Genomic DNA, 18,621 nt, shown 5'->3' on the forward strand with positions numbered 1-18,621 from the left:
AGCGATGAATCAGGAGTCAGGATCCCCTGACGTCCAGCAGGCAGCGGACCGGGTCCGCGGGGCACTCCGGGAGCTGCCGGGGATCACCGACTGGTGGGTGGCGGCCGGACCGGCCGACACCGGGGTCATCGCCTACGTGGTCCCGGGACGGCCGACCGGCCACGCCGACCTCCTGCGCACCCTGCGGCGCGCCTGCCCCGGCGTGCCGCAGGAGCTGGGCCCGCACCTGGTCCGGCTGACAGCGCTGCCCCGTGACCCCGAGGGACACGTGGACCAGGACCGGCTGGCCGAGCTGCCGGCCCTCGGCGAGGACACGCTGCGCGCGGCCGAACGGGCCGCACGGGAAGCCGGCGCCACCGAGGCCCGGGCCGCGATCGTGGACGCCCGGGTGCCGCAGCCCGGCGGCCTGGTCGTCCGGCCCGACGGCGCCGACCCGGTGACCGGGCGCCAGGACGGCGAGGCGCCCCCCGCGCTGCTCGACGGCGGGCGGCGGACCGGCGACCCGGACGGTCCGCTCACCCTCGTACAGGCCCTGGACCGGGCCGCGGCCGGCAGCGCGGGCGTGGTGTTCGACCCGGGCACGGGCGACGCGGTCCGGCTGACCTACGGCGAGCTGCGCGACCGCGCCGCACGGGTGGCGAAGGGCCTGCGGGGGGCCGGGGTGCGTCCGGGCGATCCGGTGCTGCTGCCGGCCGGCGACAACGAGGAGTTCCTGACCGCCTTCTGGGCCTGCCAGCTGAGCGGCGCGGTGGCCGTCCCGTGCGCCCCGGTCACCGCCGAGGCGGGCGTCTCGGCGGCGGAGCGGCTCCAGTACGTGTGGGAACTGCTCCAGGAACCGGTGATCGTCACCTCCGACCCGACGAGCGTGCCGCCGGCCGTACGCGAACGCGCCCGGCTGCACGGCCTGGACGCGCTCACCGAGGCCGAGCCCGCCGCCCCGGCCGCGATCCGGCCGGACGCCATCGCGGTGATGCTGCTGACCTCCGGCAGCACCGGCATGCCCAAGCTGGTCACCCAGACCCACGCGGCGATCCTCTCGATGACCGCCGCCGCCCGCGCCACGCTCGGCCTCGGCGCCGACGACGTCTCCGTCAACTGGTTCCCGCTCGACCACGTGGTCGGCCTGCTGATGTGCCACGTCCGCGACGTCTACCTGCGCTGCGAGGACGTCCACGTCCCCACCGACGCCGTCCTGGGCGACCCGCTGCGCTGGCTGGACCTCCTCACCCGGTACCGGGCCACCCTGACCTGGGCGCCGAACTTCGCCTTCTCGCTGATCGGGGCCCGCGCCGGGGACCTGGGCGACCGTGACTGGGACCTGTCCCGGGTGCGGTCCATCATCAACGCGGGCGAGATGGTCGTCGCCGAGCAGGTACGCCAGTTCCTCGCCGTGCTCGCCCCGTTCGGGCTGCGGGACCACACCGTGCAGCCCGCCTGGGGCATGTCCGAGACCTGCTCCGTGGTCACCGCGGACCAGGACTTCTCCGGCACGGTGGGCTCACTGCTCGGTCCCGTGCCGGTCGGCGGCCCGTTCCCCGGCCTGTCGGTGCGCATCGTCCGGCCCGACGGCTCGACCGCCGTCGAGGGCGAGACCGGCGACCTGGAGGTCACCGGCACCATGGTCACCCGCGGCTACCACAACAACGACAAGGCCAACGCCGAGTCCTTCGCGCCCGACGGCTGGTTCCGCACCGGCGACCGCGCCGTGATCGCCGCCGGGTCGCTGACCATCGTCGGCCGCTCCAAGGACGTCATCCGCGTCAACGGCATCAGCATCCCCTCGACCGAGGTGGAGGCCGTGGTCGAGCGCTCCGACCGGGTGCTCGAGAGCTTCACCGCCGCGGTCTGCTACCGCCCCGACAACGCCGCCACCGACGAGATCGCCGTCTTCTACAGCCCGCGGCCCGGCCAGCAGGCGGAGGCGGTGCGCGCCGACGTACGCCGCCGGGTGCTGGAGCACTACGGCTTCCCGCCCCGGCACGTCATCCAGGTGCGGCCCGAGGAGATCCCCAAGACCTCCATCGGCAAGATCCGCCGTGCGGTGCTCGCCGCACGGCTGCACGCGGGGGAGTTCGACGACCGGCTGGCGCGCGGCGCGGCGGCCGAACCCGCCGGGGTGTGGCTGGCCCGCCCCCGGTGGCGCGTCCGGGCGGCCCGTCCCACCGCGCCCCGAACCCGTGACGTCGACAGCGCGCGGATCGTGGTGCTGGGCGCGGACGCCGCGACCGGCGGACGACTGCGTGCCCTGCTGAACGCCCACGGGCACCGCTGCGCCTTCGGCGTCTGGGACGACGACCGGCAGGTGGACCCCATGGACCCCCGACTCGTCACCGTCGCGCCCACGATCGGCGCGGTCGGCGCGTTCCTGGCCGACGGCGCGGACGGTACCCGGCTGCCCGGCGAGGTCGTGCTCGCCTTCCCGGCCGAGCCGCGGCCGGAGGACGCGCGCACCTTGATCGGGCGTCAGGCCGCCGCGATCGAGCAGGTCCTGCTGGTGGTCCGCGCACTGGACGAGCTGGGGCCGCGCGGTCCGATCCGGCTCACCCTGCTCGGCGCCGGCCTGTGCGCGGTCACCGCCGACGACGTCCCGGACCTCGCGCTGAGCCCGCTCGCGGGCCTCGCCCCCAGCCTCGACGCCGAACTGCCCTGGCTGCGGGTGCGGTTGATCGACGCCGAACCCGGTGACGAGCGGGCCGCGGACGGCGAACTGCTCGGCGAGGCGGTCGGCGCGGTGGTCTCCTACCGGGGCGGTGTGCGGCGCGAGCTGTGGATCACCGGCCAGCCCGAGCCCGGTTCCGAGTCCGGTTCCGAGCCCGCGTCCGGGTCCGCGTCCGGTTCCGAGCCCGCGTCCGAGTCCGGGTCCGCGTCCGGTTCCGAGCCCGCGTCCGAGTCCGGGTCCGCGTCCGCCTCTGCGTCCGGGGCCGCGTCCGAGTCCGGGTCCGCGTCCGCCTCTGCGTCCGCCTCTGCGTCCGGGGCCGCGCCCGTCACGGACGGGCCGTCGGCACTCTTCCGGCGGGACGCCGCCTACCTCGTCACCGGTGGCCTCGGCGGCGTCGGCTTCGAGGTCTGCCGTCATCTCCTCGCCACCACCGGCTGCTCGCTCGTCCTGCTCGGCCGCACCCCGCTGCCGGAGCCGAGCGCCCCGCAGGGCGACGGGGGCACGCTCGACGCCCGCCGGCGCCGGCTGCGCGAGCTCGAACAGGTCGGCCGGGTCCGCTACCTCGCTGTCGACAACGGCGACGAGGACGGGCTGCGCGCCGCGCTCGCGGAGGTCGAGGCGGACTGGAACCTGCCGGTCGCCGGTGCCGTGCACCTGGCCGGGCTGATGGACGGCGTCCCGGTCGCCGAGCTCACGCCGGAGCGGCTGCGCGAGGTGCTCGCCGCCAAGGTCGAACCCGCCCTGCTGCTGGGCCGGCTGATCGCCGAGCGGAAGGGCTCCGTCGTCGCCTTCTCCTCGGTCAACGCGATCTTCGGCGGCGCCCAGGTGGCCGGCTACGGCGCGGCCAACGCCTTCCTCGACGCCTGGGCCGCCCGACTGGGCGCCCAGGGCGTGCCGGTGCACCTGCTGTCCTGGTCCCGCTGGCAGTCGACCGGCATGAGCGCGGGCAGCGAGGACGACGAACTGGTCCGCTCGCGCGGCTACCGGGTGCTCACCGTTGAGGCCGCGCTGCGCGCCTTCGACACCGCCGTGCGGCTGCCCGTCGGCCACACCGTGATCGGCCTCGAACCGACCAACCCGTTCATCCTGGCCCGCGTCGACCTGCCGACCGCACCGCTGGACCGGCTAGAGGTCCGCTGCCTACCGCTGCTCGCCGACACCGGCGAGCTCCTCGTCGACGATCTGCGCGGCGCACCGGTCGCGGTGGCGGCCGTCGCCGACCCGACGGGCACGGGCTCGCGCGAGGGCGCCGACCGGGAGACCCTCGCCACGCTCGCCGGCATCTGGCAGGAGGTCCTCGCCGCACCCGAAGTCCCCTACGACGCGGGGTTCTTCGACCTGGGCGCGCGGTCCCTGCAACTGCCCCGGGTACAGCTCCTGATCGAGAAGAAGCTCGACACCCGGGTGGAGATCTCCGACTTCTTCGCCCATCCGACGGTGGCCGCCCTCGCCGCACACCTGGAACGCCTGCGCGGAACCGGCGGCGGGGGAGACGGGGCCGGACAACCCGAACCGGCCGCGCCGCGCCGCCGCTCCGACCGGTTCGGCCGGCCGGGCACCGTCCGCACGGAAACGGAGGCCGTCCGATGAGCACCACCGATTCCGGACGTGACGTCGCGATCATCGGCATGGCCTGCCGGTTCCCGGGCGCGAACACGCCCGAGCAGTTCTGGACCAACCTCACCGGCGGGGTCTCCTCGATCCGCACCTTCACCCCCGACGAACTCCTCGCCGCCGGCGTCGCCCCCGACCTGGTGCGCCACCCCGACTACGTGCCGTCCGCCGGCTACCTGGACGGCGCCGAGGACTTCGACCCCGGGCTGTTCCGCATCCCGCCCGCCGAGGCGCGGATCACCGACCCCCAGCACCGGCTCTTCCTCGAGTGCGTCTGGGACGCCCTCGAACGGGCCGGGTACGACCCGCAGCGGCTCGGCGACGCGAGGATCGGCTGCTTCGGCGGCGCGGGCATGGCCCTGTACGCGGGCAACGGACTCAGCTCCTACTTCAGCGAGAACCTGGCCCGCAGCTCCGGCCTGCTCACCGAACTCGCCCCGCTCCAGGCGTTCATCGCCACCCAGAGCGACCACCTCTGCACCCGCGTCTCGCACCGCCTCGGCCTCCGCGGACCGAGCGTCGGTGTGCAGACCGCCTGCTCCACCGGCCTGGTGGCGCTCCATCTGGCCTGCCAGTCGCTGCTCACCGGAGAGACCGACATGGCGCTCGCCGGTGCGGCCGGGGTGCACTTCCCGCTGCGCCGCGGCTACGTGTACGAGGAAGGCGGCTTCCTGTCCCCGGACGGCGTGTGCCGCCCGTTCGACGCGGCGGCACGCGGCACCGTGGGCGGCAGCGGCGCGGGCGTCGTCCTGCTGCGCCGCCTGCAGGACGCGCTGGCCGACGGCGACCCGATCTGCGCGGTCATCAAGGGCAGCGCGGTCAACAACGACGGCGCTCTCCGGGCCGGCTACCTGGCCCCCAGCGCCGAGGGCCAGGCCGACGTGATCCGCACGGCGCACCGGATGGCCGGGATCACACCGGACGACATCGGATACCTGGAGGCGCACGGCACCGGCACCTCACTCGGCGACGCCATCGAAGTCAGCGCGCTCACCCAGGTGTTCGGCGCCGGTACCGGCGGGCACATCGGCCTGGGCTCGGTGAAGTCCAACATCGGCCACCTGGACACCGCGGCCGGCCTGCCCGGGCTGATGAAGGCGGCCATGGCGCTGGAACACGGCCTGATCCCGGCCACGCTGAACTTCACCACCCCGAACCCGGCGCTGCGGCTGGACAGTTCACCCTTCTTCGTGGTCTCCGAGAACACCCCGTGGATCCAGGACCGGTCCGAACGCCTCGCCGGGATCAGCTCGTTCGGCGGCGGCGGCACCAACGCGCACGTGGTGCTCGCCGCCGCGCCCGAGCGGCCCGCCGCGCGGAAGGACGACGGCCCCTACCTGCTCACCCTGTCGGCACGCAGCCCGGAGGGGCTGCGTCAGCAGGCCGAGGCCTATGCCGACCACGTGGCCGCCACCGAGCAGGACCTGGCCGACGTCTGTGCCACCGCCCGGACGGCCCGGCCCGCGTTCGCCCACCGCACCGCCGTGGCCGCGCCCGACGCGGACACCCTGGTGGAGCGCTTGCGTACCCTGGCGCGCCACGACGTGACGGCGGACCGGGCCGCGTCGCCGACGGGGGACCAGCAGCCCGTCTTCCTCTTCAGCGGCCAGGGCGGCGCACTCGCCGAGACCGCCTGGAGCCTCTACCAGCGGGTGCCGGCCTTCCGGTCCGGGCTGGACGAGTGTCTGCGGGAACTCGGAGAGGCGGGCCCCGCACTGCTGGAGCTGCTGCGCACCGACGCCCCGGCCCTGCACACCGAGGCGCGCTGGGCCCAGCTGGGGCTGTTCTGCTTCCAGTACGCGCTCACCGGCGTGTGGACCTCGGCCGGGATCCGCCCCGCCGCCGTGCTCGGCCACAGCCTCGGCGAGTACGCCGCCGCCTGCGCGGCCGGGGTCCTCGACCTGCCGGACGCGCTGCGGCTGGTGACGGCGCGCGGCCGGCTGATGGACGAGCTCTGCCCGGCCGGCTCGCTGCTGGCCGTGATGGAGACCGAGGAGCGGGTGCGTGACGTCCTCGTCCGCAGCGCCGTGCCCGCCGAGATCGCCGTGGTCAACGGCGAGCGCGCGGTCGTGCTCGGCGGGTCCCCGGACGCGCTCGCCAAGATCACCGCCGAACTCGGGACGGAGACCGTCACCACCGCCGTCGGCACCACGCACGCGTTCCACACCAGCGCCCTCGACCCGATGCGCGAGGAGTTCGAGCGCGCCGCCGAGGGGGTCCGGTTCCGCGAGCCCACGGTGCCGTTCGTCTCCTCGATGGCCGGCGGCGCGGAGCTGTCCGTCGCCGACCCGGCGTACTGGGTGCGCCAGGTGCGCGAGACCGTACGGTTCGGGGACGCGCTGAAGTCGCTGCTCGGCGGCCACCGCCTGTTCCTGGAGATCGGCCCCGCCGCCGTGCTCAGCGGCCACGGGCGGAGCTCCGGAGCCGACGCGGCCTTCGTCCCCTCCGTGCAGCGCCGCAGGGACACGGCCGAGGCGCTCGCGCAGGCGGCCGCCCGGCTCCACGCCCTCGGCACGCCGGTCGACACCTCCCGGTTCGGCGCGCCCGGCTCCGGACGGCGGGTGCTCCTCCCGACCTCGCACCGGATCCGCGAGCGCTACTGGATCGACCCGGTCCCGGCCGCGGGGACCGTGACACCCGAGGCCGCGCCGACGGCGACACCCGAGGCCGTGCCGACCACCGACGGGACGCTCTTCCACGGCCGCACGGTCTGGGAGCCGGCCGCGGGACCCCTCGCCGAGACCCCCTCGGACCTGTCCTGGACGGTGTTGGGCTCCCCCGACACCCCGGTCGCCGTACGCCTCGCGCAAGCGATCCGCGCCCACACGGGCTCCTGCGAGCTGAGGGCACCCGGCGAGGCACCGCCGAGCGGGACGCCCGGCACCCTCGCCGCGGGGGTCGTCCTCGTCCCCGACCCGACCGTGGATCCGGCACCGGCCGGCCTGCCCGACTGCGTCGCCACCGTGGCCGCCCTGCTGCGCGGCTACGCGGACGGCAGCAGCGCCGCGCCGCGCCGCCTGGTCCTGCTGACCACCCGTGCCCAGTCCACCGACGCCGACGCCGACGCCGCCCCCGATCCCGCGCACGCGGCGCTGTGGGGCCTGGCCCGTAGCGCGCGCACCGAACTCACCGAGACGGCGATCCACTGTGTGGACACGGACGGCGGTCCGGTCGACGCCGGTCTGGTGGCCGACCTGGTCGGCGGTGCCGATCCGGAGGTCGCCCACCGTGACGGCGTCCGGCTGCTCGCCCGGATCGCTCCGGTCACCGGGCAGCCCGCCCTGCCGCGCCTGGACCCCGACGCGACGTACCTGGTCACCGGCGGCGCGGGTGCGCTCGGTGCCCGGGCGCTGCGCCGGCTGTACGAACGGGGCGCCCGTCACCTGGTGGCGCTCGGCCGGTCGGCGGGCGGCGCCGGCATCGGCGAGACGATCCTCGAGGAGCTGCGTGCCGACGGACTCGATCTGCTGAGGGCCCAGGTGGACGTCACCGACCCCGCGCAACTCGAATCCCTGTTCACATATCTGGCGAGCGCCTATCCGCCGGTACGCGGCATCGTGCACGCGGCCGGAGTGCTCGACGACGCGACCCTGGTCAACCTCACCCCCGAGGCGCTGGCCCGGGTGCTGGCTCCCAAGCTCGACGGCACCCGGCACCTGGACCGGCTCACGGAGCGGCTCGACCTCGACTTCTTCGTCTGCTTCTCGTCCGTCACCGCGACGCTGGGCGCCCCGGCCCAGGCGGCCTACGCCGCCGCGAACGCCGCGATGGACGCCGTCGCGGCGGGCCGCCGGGCGCGCGGGCAGCGGGCGGCCTCGGTCCAGTGGGGCCCTTGGTCCGGGGGCGGCATGCACACCGCCCTCGGCGAACGGCCCAGGAGCACCAGCCGGGGTCTCGGCGAGCTCAGCCCCGAGCAGGGCATGTCCGTGCTCGACCACGTGCTCGCCGCCGCACCCGACACCACGCTCGCCGCCCACCTGCACGGACCGCTCGCCGACGCCGACCCCGTCGCCTTCGCCCGCCGGCTCACCACCACCCCGCCGGCCGAGGGCGCCGTCCCGGCGGCCGCCGGCGCCGTGGCCGCGGAGCTGCGCGCGCTCCGGCCCTGGCAGCGTGCCGCCCGGATGACCGACTACGTGGCCGGCGCCGTCGCGACCCTGCTGGGAGAGCAACCCGGCGGCCTCGACACCGAAGCCCCCTTCATCGAGCTGGGCCTGGACTCCCTCCTCGGCCTGCGCCTGCGCAGCCGCCTCCGTCAGGACCTGGACATCCGCCTCACCCCGACCTACAGCTTCGACCACCCCACGATCACGGAACTGTCGGCTCACCTGGTGGAGTTGATCGAGTGAGCCGCCCCCGCACCGCCTGACGCGCGCCGCCGCCGGGCGGACCACGGGAAGGGCCCCGCTCCTCGTCACGAGGAGCGGGGCCCTTCCGGCGTTCAAGGAGTCGATCAGAACATCGCGCGGAAGCCGTTCCAGCCCGACGTGCCGATCTTCACCCGGGCCGTGTACGGGGCGGAGGAGCTGCCCCGGCCCTTGTACAGCCACAGTGCACCGGAGCCGTCACGGCCCACCAGGTCCGCGCGGCCGTCGCCGGTCAGGTCGCCGGGGGAGAAGATGTAGTTGTACGTGTTCCAGCCCCCGCCCACGCGGATGCGGCCGGAGAAGGGCGCCGTGCGGCTTCCGGTGCCCTTGTACAGCCACAGGACGCCGCTGCGGTCGCGGGCGACGATGTCGGCCCGGCCGTCACCGGTCACGTCGCCCTTGCCGGCGATCTGGTTGTAGGTGTTCCAGCCCCCGCCGACCCGGACGCGCCGGGTCAGCGCCGCGTTGCCGTAGCCCAGGTAGTGCCAGAGCACACCGGCGCTGTCGCGGGCGAGGATGTCGTCCGGGGCGGCGCCACCGGTGTTGCCGGCCGAGAAGACCTTGTTGTAGATGTTCCAGCCGCCACCGAGGTCGCGGACCGGGCCGCCGCCCGCGTAGTGCAGCCGGCCCGCGCTGTTGATGGCGTACCAGCCGTCGGCGTGGTACCAGCCGTCCGACTCACGCTGGCCGTCGGCGTCCGCCTGGGTGAAGTTCTTGTACCCGGTCCAGCCCGTGCCGGCCTTGCCGGCGATGCGCTGGATGGCGCCGCCGCCGACGGGGGTGTAGCCGATGACGTCGCCGTTGCTCTGCACGCCGTAGAGGTTGTTGAGTGCCGCACCGGAGGCCGCGGTCGCGGATGCCGCGGTCGCGGTGGCGGTGGAGGCGGACGCGAGGTCCGCCTGCGCGGCCGGCTTGAAGGCCGGAGCCGGCTCCGCCGCCACCGCGGCGGTCGTGGTGCCCACCAGGGCGGCGGTCACCGCGGCGACAGTGACACGGGCGAGCGTGCCCGTGCGGTTCAGGCCAGAAGTCTTGGCCACGTGATCTCCAGATCAGATTCGGGAACGGAAGCGCACGTAGCACCACCGAACTCGGCCTGGTTCGGCGGGTTTTCCCCCGTTTCCGCCGCCCGGCAGTGGCTCCGTACATGACAGGAAGACGATGTCCGTGTCCGTGCGGTTCCGGCCGACCTGACTTTCTTCCGAGGCGGTCCGTTTCGCCGCTTTTCGATTGGACCATTCATCTTGTGAACGCGAAAACCCCGAGGTCTCAACTCGGGAAAGATGCCTGACGAATGCTGCTTTCGATCTTGCTCCCGCCGAGGGAAGTGGACTATACCTGTCGGCGTCCAGCCCGTCGGAATCCTCCGGCGACGGCCCGACGCCTGCACGACCCAGCTGCAAATGACCGCGGTGGCGGGGCCCTTCGCCCGTGGGCGAGACGAAGTACGGGCGACCGGTACACCGCCTGAGTCCTGAATGAAGGCGAGGACTTGAGCATGGGATCCACCTCCGCCCAGTCGAACGAGGGCGGCCTCGGCCGTCGCGACCTGATCAAGCGCTCCGCCGCTGTCGGTCTGATCTCCGTCCCGGCCATGGGCTTCCTCTCCGCCTGCGCCAGCGGTGGCGGCGAGAGCAACGAGAAGGTCGAGAAGGGCGTCAAGTCCGAGAAGAACCCGCTCGGGGTCAACGAGTCCGCCGAGTTCGACTTCGTCCTCTTCGACGGCGGTTTCGGCCAGCAGTACGCCAAGGACGCGATCAAGCTCTTCGAGGCCAACTACCCGAAGGCCAAGGTCAAGTTCACCCCGACGCAGAAGATCACCACCGAGCTCCAGCCGCGGTTCAACGGCGGCACCCCGCCGGACCTGATCGACAACTCGGGCGCCGAGCAGATGGACATGGGCGTCCTCGTCGGCCAGAAGCAGCTGACCGACCTCACCCCGCTCCTCGACGCGCCCTCGGTCGACGACCCGTCGAAGAAGGTCCGCGACACCCTGCGCCCCGGCATCATCGAGATGGGCCAGTTCGACGGCGAGCCCTGCTGGATGCTCAACTACGCCTACACCGTCTACGGCGTGTGGTACTCGCAGAAGGCGCTCGACTCGCTGGACGCGAAGTACCCCGAGACCTGGGACGAGATGCTGGCCGTCTGCGAGAAGGCCAAGAAGAAGGGCATCGCGCCCTGGACGTACGCGGGCAAGCACCCGTACTACCTCCCCTTCTCGCTCTACCCGATGATCGGGAAGGTCGGCGGCCGCGAGGTCCTGGACGCCATCGACAACCTGGAGCCGAAGGCCTGGGAGCACCCGGCCGTCAAGGCCTGCTTCGAGGCGTACTACGAGCTCTTCAAGAAGGGCTACATCCTCCAGGGCACCCCCGGCCTCGACCACATCCAGTCGCAGACCGCCTGGACCGAGGGCAAGGCCCTCTTCATCCCGAACGGCTCCTGGGTCGAGAACGAGGCGGCGAAGACCATGCCGGCCGACTTCGGCCTCGCCGTCTCCGCCCCGACCGGTCTGGACTCCTCCGACAAGCTGCCGTTCGGCACCATCTGGGCGGCCGGCGGCGAGCCCTTCATCGTCCCGGCGAAGGCGAAGAACCCCGAGGCCGCCATGGAGCAGCTGCGCATCATGCTCAGCGAGGCCTCCTCCAAGAGCTTCACCCAGTCCGTGAAGTCGCTCAGCGCGCTCAACGGCGGCACCTCCGGCATCGAGCTCTCCCCGGGCCTCAAGTCCGGCGTGGCGGCCCTGGAGAAGGCCGGCGCGAACGTGGTCAACCCCCGCCTCCAGGACTGGTACGTGGCGCTCCAGAAGGAGAAGATCGGCGTCGCCGGCATCGGCGAGATGATGGCCGGCCGCGCCACCCCCGCGGAGACGATCAAGAAGATCCAGAAGTTCGCCGACGAGGCGGCCAAGGACCCGAGCATCAAGCACTACAAGCACCAGTGAGCAGTGCCGGGGCCCCTTCCCGCCGACCGGGAGCGGGCCCCGGCCCCTCGGCGCGCGGCGCCGCGGCGCGCGTCCTTCGCCGGAGATCGGGGTCGGTTCGGAATGCAGCACGGCAAGTACCGTTTCATCGTGGGGTTCCTGGTGGTCCCCCTGGCGCTCTACGCGCTCTTCGTCATCTGGCCGTTCATCCAGTCCATCTACTACTCGCTCACGGACTGGAGCGGTCTGAGTCCCGAATTCGGGTTCGTCGGTCTCGACAACTACACGAGACTGCTCGACGACGAGATCTTCTGGAAATCGCTCCAGCACAGCCTGACCTTCGCGGTCGTCCTTCCCCTGGTGACGGTCGGATTCGCGCTCTTCCTGGCGTTCATGCTGAATGTCGGGGGCCGGCGGCGGAAGGGCGCGGCGGTCACGGGCGTCCGCGGCTCGTCCTTCTACAAGATCGTCTATTTCTTCCCGCAGGTGCTGTCGATCGTGATCGTGGCGCTGCTCTTCCAGTTCGCGTACAACCCGAACAGCGGGGCCATCAACTCGTTCCTCAGGGCGATCGGCCTCGGCGGCGTCCAGCCGGACTGGCTCGGTGACCCGGACCTCGCCCTGATCTGCGTGATGATCGTCCTCGTCTGGTCGACGGTCGGCTTCTTCGTGGTGCTCTTCTCGGCGGGCATGGCGTCCATTCCGCGCGACTTCTACGAGGCCGCGCTCCTCGACGGCGCCAACCGCTTCACCACCTTCTTCCGGATCACCCTGCCGCTGCTGTGGGACACCGTGCAGTCGGGGTGGATCTACATGGGCATCCTCGCGCTCGGCGCGGAGTCCTTCGCGGTGGTGCAGATCATGACCGTCGGGCCGAGCGGCGGCGGCCCCGACTACTCGACCATCGTCCTGCCGCTGTACGTGTACCAGAAGGCGTTCCGGGACGGTCAGGCCGCCTACGCCACGACCATCGGCGTCGCGCTCCTCCTCGTCACGCTCGCCTTCGCGGCGGTCGTGATGAAGCTGGGCCGGCGCGAGCGGCTGGAGTTCTGATGAAGACCACCGACACCCCGCCCGCCGACGACGAGCGGATCCCGGCCCTCCGCACCGACCGGATCCCCGTCGTCCGCAAGACCGCGGCCCCGGTCGACACCAAGCGCGAGGGCGGCGTCCTCAACGTCTTCTCGCACGGCGTGCTGATCATCTGGGCGATCATGGTGGTGCTGCCGCTGCTCTGGGCGGTCATGACCTCCTTCAAGACCGACCGGGCGATCTTCACCTCCCCCTGGTCGCTGCCGGACGCGCTGCACGTCGAGAACTGGTCGCGCGCCTGGACCCAGGCGCACATGAGCGAGTACTTCCTGAACACGGTCCTGGTGGTCGGCGGCTCGCTCGTCGGCACCCTGCTGTTCGGCTCGATGGCGGCGTACGTGCTGGCCCGCTTCGAGTTCCCCGGGAACCGCTTCCTCTACTTCCTCTTCATCGGCGGGATGAGCTTCCCGATCATCCTGGCGCTCGTGCCGCTGTTCTACGTGATGCAGAACATGGCGCTGCTGAACACGATCCACGGCCTGATCCTGGTCTACATCGCGTACTCGCTGCCCTTCACCGTCTTCTTCCTGACCGCCTTCTTCCGGACGCTGCCGACCTCGGTGGCGGAGGCGGCCTTCATCGACGGGGCCTCGCACACCCGCACCTTCTTCCAGGTGATGCTGCCGATGGCCAAGCCGGGCCTGGTCAGCGTCGGCATCTTCAACTTCCTCGGCCAGTGGAACCAGTACCTGCTGCCGACGGTGCTCAACACCGACCCCGACAACAAGGTGCTCTCCCAGGGTCTGGTGCAGCTCGCGGTCAGCCAGGGCTACAAGGGCGACTGGTCCGGTCTCTTCGCCGGCCTGGTGATGGCGATGCTGCCGGTGCTCGCCGCGTACATCGTCTTCCAGCGCCAGGTGGTGGCCGGTCTCACGGCCGGAGCCGTGAAGTAGCGCGAACCCCCTCCCCGAAGGCGCGAAGGCCCCCGCACGCACGCGTGCGGGGGCCTTCGCATGCCCCCCTGCCGCTGTTCCGGGTCTTGACGGAAGCGAAGCGGAAAGCGTCCCCTTAGAGTTCACATGTTGGAGATAACGGTGGGAGTGAGAGAGTCGATGGAGACTCCGGGGTCGCAGACGTCTCTGCACAGGGCCAATCTGGAGCGGGTCGTCCGGGCGGTCCGGATGGCCGGTTCGCTGACCCAGGCGGAGATCGCCCGGGCGACGGGGCTGTCGGCAGCGACGGTCTCCAACATCGTCCGGGAGCTGAAGGACGGTGGCACGGTCGAGGTGACGCCCACCTCGGCGGGCGGCCGGCGGGCCCGCAGCGTCTCGCTCTCCGGCGACGCCGGCATCGTCATCGGCGTCGACTTCGGCCACACCCACCTCAGGGTCGCGGTGGGCAACCTCGCCCACCAGGTGCTCGCCGAGGAGGCCGAGCCGCTCGACGTGGACGCCTCCGCCGCGGAGGGCTTCGACCGGGCGGAACAGCTGGTCAACCGGCTGATCGACGCCACCGGCATCGGCCGCGACAAGGTGATCGGCGTCGGTCTCGGCGTGCCGGGCCCCATCGACGTCGCCTCCGGGACGCTCGGCTCGACCTCGATCCTGCCGGGGTGGAGCGGGATCAACCCCGCCGAGGAGCTGTCCGCCCGGCTCGGGGTCCCCGTCCACGTCGACAACGACGCCAACCTGGGCGCGCTCGGCGAGCTGGTGTGGGGGAGCGGCCGGGGCGTGAAGGACCTGGCGTACATCAAGGTGGCGAGCGGTGTCGGCGCCGGACTTGTGATCGACGGGCGGGTCTACCGGGGCCCGGGCGGCACGGCCGGCGAGATCGGCCACATCACCCTCGACGAGTCGGGCCCGGTCTGCCGCTGCGGCAACCGCGGCTGCCTGGAGACCTTCACCGCCGCCCGGTACGTGCTGCCGCTGCTCCAGCCGAGCCACGGCCCCGACCTCACCATGGAGCGGGTGGTGCAGCTGGCCCGCGAGGGCGACCCGGGCTGCCGGCGGGTCATCGCCGACGTGGGCCGCCACATCGGCAGCGGCGTCGCCAACCTCTGCAATCTCCTGAACCCGAGCCGGGTCGTGCTCGGCGGCGACCTCGCCGAGGCGGGCGAGCTGGTGCTCGCCCCCATCCGGGACTCGGTGGGCCGGTACGCGATCCCCAGCGCCGCCCGCAGGCTCTCCCTGGTCCAGGGGGCTCTGGGCGGCCGGGCCGAGGTCCTGGGGGCGCTGGCCCTGGTGCTGAGCGAGATGGGCGACTCCACGCTCCTCAACGGGGCGGAAGGGGCATTTCAGACGGCCGCTCCGGCCTCCGTGCCCGCGTTCACTTAGAGAACGCTAACCACCGTTGTCATCTCGTTAAGTTTTCACTTCTTGACGACGGTGTTGCGGCCGAGTTGACTTCGTGACACCTCGGCCGCACCGTCGCGGCCTCGTCAGGGAGGCAACCCCACATGAACGCAATGACTCGTCGCGTCGTCATAGGCTCGGCCGCGGTCTCGATGGCCCTCGCGCTCTCCGCCTGCGGCCAGGCCGGCGGTGGTGACAGCGAGGAGAAGGGCAGCTCGACCAAGATCGGTCTGCTCCTCCCGGAGAACAAGACCGCGCGGTACGAGTCGCTGGACAAGCCGCAGTTCGAGAAGGCCGTCAAGGCCGCCTGCGACGCCTGCGAGGTCGTCTACAACAACGCCGTCTCCGACGTCGTGAAGCAGAAGCAGCAGTTCGACCAGCTCGTCGCCGACGGCGTGAAGGTCATCGCGCTCGACCCGGTCGACTCCGCCAAGGCCGCCGCCTGGGTCAAGGAGGCGCAGGGCAAGGGCGTCAAGGTCGTCGCGTACGACCGCGCGATCGAGGGCGCCGACGCCTACGTCAGCCACGACAACAACAAGGTCGGCGAGCTCCAGGGCCAGGCCCTGATCTCCGCCCTCGGCGCCAAGGCCGCCACCGCCCAGATCGTCATGATCAACGGCGACGAGAAGGACCCGAACGCCGGTCTCTTCAAGAAGGGCGCCCACGCCGCGCTCGACGGCAAGGTCGGCAAGATCGCCTACGAGGCCTCCGGCGAGTGGGACCCGAAGATCGCGGGCGAGAAGATGGCCGCCGCCATCTCCTCCCTCGGCAAGGACAAGATCGGCGCCGTCTACTCCGCCAACGACGGCATGGCGGGCGGCATCGTCACCTCCCTGGAGAACGCCGGCATCAAGGGCATCCCGGTCGGCGGCCAGGACGCCGAGGTCGCGGGCATCCAGCGCATCGTCGCCGGCACCCAGACCTTCACCATCTACAAGAGCCCGCTGCAGCTGGCTCCCGAGGCCGCCAAGTTCTCGGTCAACCTGCTCCAGGGCAAGGACCTCGGCGCCCAGGGCGAGACGGACGGCGTGAAGTCCACCCTCTTCGCCCCGGTGGTCGTCGACAAGACCAACATCCAGTCCACGGTGATCAAGGACGGCATCTACGCCGCCGCCGACATCTGCTCCGCGGACCTCGCCGCCAAGTGCGCCGAGCTGGGCATCAAGTAGGCCCCGCAGGGGTCCGGGACGCTCCGGCTCCCGGGCCCCGCACCCTCCCTGCCGGACCGTCAGCCCCGGCAGGACGCGGACCGCGCCCGTCCCCGTGACGCGGCGCCCTCCGCCCCCAGACCCGTCCGGCCCCGGCCGACCCAGACCCCGCTGTCGGTCCGGGGCCGGACGAGCACAGCCCCCCTCGAACTCGGCGCCGCCGCACGGCGCGACATGCCGCCGCCCTCCGCACGGGCGGCGAAGGAGTTGGTTCACGTGTCCCAGACGCCTGTCCTGGCGTTGCGCGGGATCTTCAAGCGATTCGGAGCGGTCCAGGTCCTCTCCGGTGTCGACCTCGAAGTCCATGCCGGCGAAGTCGTCGCCCTGGTCGGCGACAACGGCGCCGGAAAGTCCACCCTGGTCAAGACGATCGCCGGCGTCCACCCCATCGACGAGGGCGTCATCGAGTGGGAGGGCCGCCCGGTCGGGATCTCCCGCCCGCAGGACTCGCAGGCCCTCGGCGTGGCCACCGTCTACCAGGACCTCGCCCTCTGCGACAACCTCGACGTCGTCGCCAACCTCTTCCTCGGCCGCGAGCTCAAGAAGGGCGGCGTCCTCGACGAGGTCGCCATGGAGAAGCGCGCCAAGGACCTCCTGTCCACCCTCTCCATCCGCATCCCCAGCGTCCGCATCCCCGTCGCCGCCCTCTCCGGCGGCCAGCGGCAGGTCGTCGCCATCGCCCGCGCCCTGGTCGGCGACCCCAAGATCGTGATCCTGGACGAGCCCACCGCCGCCCTCGGCGTCGAGCAGACCGCCCAGGTCCTCGACCTCGTCGAGCGGCTGCGCGAGCAGGGCCTCGGCGTCATCCTCATCAGCCACAACATGGCCGACGTGAAGGCGGTCGCCGACACCGTCGCCGTGCTGCGCCTCGGCCGCAACAACGGCACCTTCCCGGTCGCCGGCACCACGCACGAAGAGATCATCGCCGCGATCACCGGCGCCACGGACAACGCCGTGACCCGCCGGCAGGCCCGCACCGCGGAGGCAGCCCAGTGAGCACGACCCCCCAGGCCACCGAGAAGGCCGAGGTCCCCGAGCCCCGCACCCCCGAGGCCGCCGCGATCCCCGCCGTCGACCCCCGCCTGCTCGTCCGCGAGCAGGGACTCAAGGGCTACGCCGACGAGTTCAAGCGCAAGATCCGCTCCGGCGAGATCGGCTCCCTCCCGGTCGTCGTCGGCCTCATCGTGATCGGCATCGTCTTCCAGGCGCTGACCGGCAACTTCATCACCTCGTACAACCTCGACCAGATCATGCTGTACGCGGCCGGCCCCGGCATCATGGCCGTCGGCATCGTCTTCGTGCTGCTGCTCGGCGAGATCGACCTCGCGGTCGGCTCCGTCGCCGGCCTCGCGGGCTCCGTCTGGGGCGTCTTCGCCACCGACCTGCCGGACTCCCTCGCGATCCTCCTCGGCGTCCTCTCCGGCACCCTGCTCGGCGCCTTCCACGGCCTGGTCTTCGCCAAGATCGGCGTCCCCGCCTTCGTCGTCACCCTCGCCGGCTTCCTCGGCTGGGCCGGACTCCAGACCTGGGTGATGGGCGAGCGGTCCACCATCCCGACCCCCATCGGCAGCTTCGTCGGCGACCTCACCAAGTACTACTTCTCCGACGTCGCCGCCGCCTACGGCCTCGCCGTCGTGGTGATCGCCGCCTTCTACCTCGCCCAGCTGCGCGACTCCGGCCGCCGCAAGGCCGCCGAGCTGCCGCACCGCCCGCACAGCGAGATCCTGCTGCGCACCGGCGTCCTCGCGGCCCTCGTCCTGGTCGCCGCGTACGGCTTCAACCAGGAGAAGGGCCTCCCGCTCTCCCTGGTGATCTTCCTGGCGATCCTGCTCGTCACCGACTTCGTGCTGCGCCGCACCACCTACGGCCGGCAGGTCTTCGCGGTCGGCGGCGGCATCGAGGCGGCCCGCCGGGCCGGCATCAACGTCGCCTGGATCCGGACCTCCGTCTTCATGATCTCCGGCACCCTGGGCGCCGTCGGCGGCCTCTTCCTGGCCTCCGCCACCGGCGGCGCCGACCGCTCCCTCGGCGGCGGCAACCAGCTCATGATGTGCATCGCCGCGGCGGTCATCGGCGGCACCTCGCTCTTCGGCGGCCGCGGCAAGGTCTGGTCGGCGCTCCTGGGCATCCTGGTGCTCCAGTCGATCGTCCAGGGCCTCAACCAGCTCAACCTGTCGTCCAACGCGATCCAGTACATGATCACCGGCGCGGTGCTCCTCATCGCCGTGATCATCGACTCCGTCTCCCGCAAGACCCAGAAGTCCGCGGGACGCGCCTGACGCGCCCGACGCGCCCGACGCGCCGCCCCGCGCGGCGCGTCCGAGGCACGGGCCACATCCGCCCGGCACCGGGAAACCGGTGCCGGGCACCGTCGCGTCCGGAGCAGTACATCCCCCATGAGGGTGATGCCGCTCCGGCTGGCCCGATGCCCACGATCCAAGACGGAACATTAGACTCGGCAAAATCG

Annotated in this window: 10 protein-coding genes; 9 read left to right on the plus strand and 1 reads right to left on the minus strand. The window is 72.3% G+C overall.

The features are described 5' to 3' along the window. Nucleotides 1-4: 4 nt before the first annotated feature. A complete protein-coding gene (locus HHL19_RS13665; RefSeq protein ID WP_169089186.1) occupies nt 5-4,249 on the plus strand; it encodes an SDR family NAD(P)-dependent oxidoreductase in 4,245 nt (1,414 codons plus the stop codon). Then, nucleotides 4,246-8,622 (plus strand): type I polyketide synthase, encoded by a 4,377-nt coding sequence (locus tag HHL19_RS13670; protein ID WP_169089188.1) that lies wholly within the window; start codon nt 4,246-4,248, stop codon nt 8,620-8,622. Before HHL19_RS13665 ends, HHL19_RS13670 begins: the two co-directional genes overlap by 4 nt. Before the next feature lie 104 nt (nt 8,623-8,726). Here HHL19_RS13670 and HHL19_RS13675 read toward each other — a convergent pair whose 3' ends face one another. Then, the gene (locus HHL19_RS13675) at nt 8,727-9,677 is read right to left on the minus strand and encodes a VCBS repeat-containing protein (protein WP_169089190.1); all 951 of its coding nucleotides are present in this window, start codon (nt 9,675-9,677) and stop codon (nt 8,727-8,729) included. A gap of 458 nt (nt 9,678-10,135) precedes the next feature. Here HHL19_RS13675 and ngcE point away from each other — a divergent pair, with 458 nt between their 5' ends. The 7 genes from ngcE to HHL19_RS13710 all read left to right on the plus strand — a co-directional run bounded on the left by ngcE (nt 10,136) and on the right by HHL19_RS13710 (nt 18,433). After that, on the plus strand, nt 10,136-11,584 hold the full coding sequence (gene ngcE, locus HHL19_RS13680) for an N-acetylglucosamine/diacetylchitobiose ABC transporter substrate-binding protein (RefSeq protein ID WP_169089192.1): 1,449 nt from the start codon (nt 10,136-10,138) through the stop codon (nt 11,582-11,584). A 102-nt stretch (nt 11,585-11,686) separates the two neighbouring features. Next, nucleotides 11,687-12,616 (plus strand): sugar ABC transporter permease, encoded by a 930-nt coding sequence (locus HHL19_RS13685; RefSeq protein ID WP_169089194.1) that lies wholly within the window; start codon nt 11,687-11,689, stop codon nt 12,614-12,616. Then, complete coding sequence (locus HHL19_RS13690; RefSeq protein WP_169089196.1) at nt 12,616-13,548, plus strand: carbohydrate ABC transporter permease; 933 nt, start codon at nt 12,616-12,618, stop codon at nt 13,546-13,548. Before HHL19_RS13685 ends, HHL19_RS13690 begins: the two co-directional genes overlap by 1 nt. 159 nt (nt 13,549-13,707) lie before the next feature. Next, complete coding sequence (locus HHL19_RS13695; protein ID WP_169089198.1) at nt 13,708-14,928, plus strand: ROK family transcriptional regulator; 1,221 nt, start codon at nt 13,708-13,710, stop codon at nt 14,926-14,928. Between the two features lie 122 nt (nt 14,929-15,050). Next, entirely contained in the window at nt 15,051-16,115 is a 1,065-nt protein-coding gene (locus HHL19_RS13700) for a substrate-binding domain-containing protein (RefSeq protein ID WP_206324979.1), read from the plus strand. Between the two features lie 255 nt (nt 16,116-16,370). Beyond that, the gene (locus HHL19_RS13705; RefSeq protein ID WP_169089200.1) at nt 16,371-17,150 is read left to right on the plus strand and encodes an ATP-binding cassette domain-containing protein; all 780 of its coding nucleotides are present in this window, start codon (nt 16,371-16,373) and stop codon (nt 17,148-17,150) included. After that, complete coding sequence (locus HHL19_RS13710; protein ID WP_169089202.1) at nt 17,147-18,433, plus strand: sugar ABC transporter permease; 1,287 nt, start codon at nt 17,147-17,149, stop codon at nt 18,431-18,433. The genes HHL19_RS13705 and HHL19_RS13710 overlap by 4 nt, the downstream gene beginning before the upstream one ends. Nucleotides 18,434-18,621: the final 188 nt, after the last annotated feature.

The sequence above is a fragment of the Streptomyces sp. R302 genome, assembly GCF_012927245.1.
Classification (GTDB): Bacteria; Actinomycetota; Actinomycetes; order Streptomycetales; family Streptomycetaceae; genus Streptomyces.

What these genes read in the sequence shown, in the direction of transcription:
- ngcE (WP_169089192.1), top strand. Translation starts at nt 10,136, where the DNA reads ATGGGATCCACCTCCGCCCAGTCGAACGAGGGCGGCCTCGGCCGTCGC.
- HHL19_RS13695 (WP_169089198.1), top strand. Translation starts at nt 13,708, where the DNA reads ATGGAGACTCCGGGGTCGCAGACGTCTCTGCACAGGGCCAATCTGGAG.
- HHL19_RS13690 (WP_169089196.1), top strand. Translation starts at nt 12,616, where the DNA reads ATGAAGACCACCGACACCCCGCCCGCCGACGACGAGCGGATCCCGGCC.
- HHL19_RS13670 (WP_169089188.1), top strand. Translation starts at nt 4,246, where the DNA reads ATGAGCACCACCGATTCCGGACGTGACGTCGCGATCATCGGCATGGCC.
- HHL19_RS13665 (WP_169089186.1), top strand. Translation starts at nt 5, where the DNA reads ATGAATCAGGAGTCAGGATCCCCTGACGTCCAGCAGGCAGCGGACCGG.
- HHL19_RS13685 (WP_169089194.1), top strand. Translation starts at nt 11,687, where the DNA reads ATGCAGCACGGCAAGTACCGTTTCATCGTGGGGTTCCTGGTGGTCCCC.
- HHL19_RS13700 (WP_206324979.1), top strand. Translation starts at nt 15,051, where the DNA reads ATGAACGCAATGACTCGTCGCGTCGTCATAGGCTCGGCCGCGGTCTCG.